General features: G+C 69.4%; 3 protein-coding genes. All 3 read right to left on the bottom strand.

Annotation, left to right across the window (positions count from 1 at the left end):
* A partial coding sequence (locus AC1DOC_RS30280) for an IclR family transcriptional regulator (protein ID WP_478131186.1) occupies nt 1-797 on the bottom strand: 797 nt, incomplete at its 3' end.
* A gap of 184 nt (nt 798-981) precedes the next feature.
* Entirely contained in the window at nt 982-1386 is a 405-nt protein-coding gene (locus AC1DOC_RS30275) for a phage holin family protein (RefSeq protein ID WP_012745281.1), read from the bottom strand.
* A gap of 62 nt (nt 1387-1448) precedes the next feature.
* A partial coding sequence (locus AC1DOC_RS30270; RefSeq protein WP_478131185.1) for a LysR substrate-binding domain-containing protein occupies nt 1449-2238 on the bottom strand: 790 nt, incomplete at its 5' end.

The raw sequence follows: 2238 nt of genomic DNA, 5'->3' as shown, positions 1-2238 counted from the left end.
GCGCCGCGCACCGTGGCGCCCAGCTGCGCGAAGTCGGCCGCCTTGATGCGCTGCGTCGGCCCCACCAGCGAGATCGCGCCGAAGGGCTGGCCGTGCTCGTCGCGGATGGCGGCGGCAATGCAGCGCAGGCCCACGGCGTTCTGCTCGTCGTCCACCGCATAGCCCGCGCGGCGCACCTCGCCCAGCGTTTCGTGCAGCCGCGATGCGCGTGCGATGGTGTTGGGCGTGAGCTTGGGCAGGCCGTAGGTGCGCAGGTACTGCAGCACGTCGTCCTCGGCCATGGCGGCCAGGATCGCCTGCCCCATGGCGGTGCCGTGCAGCGGTGCGCGGAAACCCGGCTTGCCGATGGCGCGCATCAGCTCGCGGCTTTCCACCTGTGTGACGAACACGATGTCGCCCAGGTCGGCAATGCCCAGGTTGATGCTTTCGCCCGAGCTGTCGCGCAGCCGCCGCATCACCGGCAGCGCCAGGTGCGCAATGCGGCGCCGGCGCCCGAAGGCCGCGCCCACCGAGAAGCAGCGCACGCCCACATACCAGAGGCTGGTTTCGCGGTCGAACTGGACGAACTGGCGCTGCTCCAGCGTGGTGAGCAGGCGGTGCGCGGTGGACGATGAGAGGCCGCTGCGCGCCGCGATGTCGACCAGGCGGTAGCCCTCGTCGTCGTCGGCCAGCAGTTCGAGCAGCTGCATGGCGCGCGTGAGCGATTGCACGGTGCCGTCGCCGTCGCGGTCGATGCGCATGACCTTGCCGGCGGCCTTGGAAGAGGAGGAGGAGCGGGGGGAGCTGCTGTCCGTCATGTCCAGATCCTTGCAAGTTGCACGCCACCCCCGCCGCCGGCACGGCCTCAGCCGCTCAGCGCCGGTGCGTCCGGCTATTTTTGTCGACAAAAGTATTGAATATTGTCGACATCATCCTCGCCAATCGAGTGCCCCGGGGGCAGTGATTACGCGGATGCCGGCCATCGGCGGCATCCCGCCGCGGCTACAGCCACTTGCCGCTGCCCGTCGGCATCTGGATGGTGGTGGCGGGGTCGCCGCTGCTCACCAGCGAATCGATCGCAATGCTCAGCAGCGAGATGAAGATGCTCGCGAAGAACGCGGTCCAGAAGCCCGAGAGCTTGAACCCGCGCACCAGCGCGGCCACCAGCATGATCATCAGCGCGTTGATCACCAGCAGGAACAGGCCGAGCGTCAACAGCGTCAGCGGCAGCGTGAGCACGATCAGGAGCGGCTTGACGACGGCATTGGCCAGGCCCAGCAGCAGGGCCGAGATCACGAGCGCGGAAGTGCTCTCGAACTTGATGCCGCGAAAGATCAGGCTGGCCACCCACAGCGACAGCGCGGTGATGGCCCAGTGCACGAGAAAGGGAGCGAGGTTGTTCAGCATGGTGTGAGGGGCGCAAGGCGGTGCGCGCGATGGTGCGGACCATCATATCGGCACTGTCTTAGTTAGACGGCGCTGCGCTGCGCCTCGGCCAGCAGCCAGTCGCTGAAGAACTTCAGCAGCGGCCGCTGGTCGGCGCGCTCGGGCGTCACGAGGTAGTAGTTGCGCTCGCCCGACAGCGGCCGCGCGCAGGCCACCACGAGTTCGCCGCGCGCGAGTTCGTCGGCCACCAGCATGGTGGGCATCAGCGCCACGCCCAGGCCGTGCGAGGCGGCCGCGGCCAAGATGGAAAAGAGCTCGTAGCGCGGCCCGCCGCGTGCATTGGGTGCATCGACCTGCTGCGCGTCGAACCACTGGCGCCAGCCGTCGGGCCGCGTGCTCTGCTGCAGGAGCGGCATCTGCGCGATGGCCGCGGGCGCGACCGCCTTGCCGCGCAGCAACAGCGAGGGGCTGCACACCGGCACCACGTCCTCGTGCATCAGCATGAGCGCGCGCGTGCCGGCCCAGTTCTCGACCTGCGCGGGCGTGCCGGCATACAGCGCGGCGTCGAACTCCGCGTCGGCAAACAGGAAAGGCCGGGTGCGCGTCTCGATGTGCACCACCACGTCGGGCTGCAGCGCCGCGAAGCCCTTGAGCCGCGGCATCAGCCAGCGCGTGGCAAAGGTGGGCACCGCCGCCAATGAGAGCGAGCCGCCTTCGCCCTGGTGCGCCATGGCGTCGAGCGTGTCGCGCTCCATCGCCTCGAGCCGCTTGGTGATCTGGCGCGCATAGGCCGCGCCGCTCGCGGTGAGCGCCACGCCGTGGCGGGTGCGGCGGAACAGCGCCACGCCCAGGAAGGCTTCGAGCGTGCCGATC

It is taken from the genome of Variovorax sp. 01T439_2 (assembly GCF_056398445.1).
Note: the sequence above shows the minus strand (reverse complement) of the source record. Positions and strands in the feature narration are given on the sequence as shown.

What these genes read in the sequence shown, in the direction of transcription:
- AC1DOC_RS30275 (WP_012745281.1), bottom strand. Translation starts at nt 1,386, where the DNA reads ATGCTGAACAACCTCGCTCCCTTTCTCGTGCACTGGGCCATCACCGCG.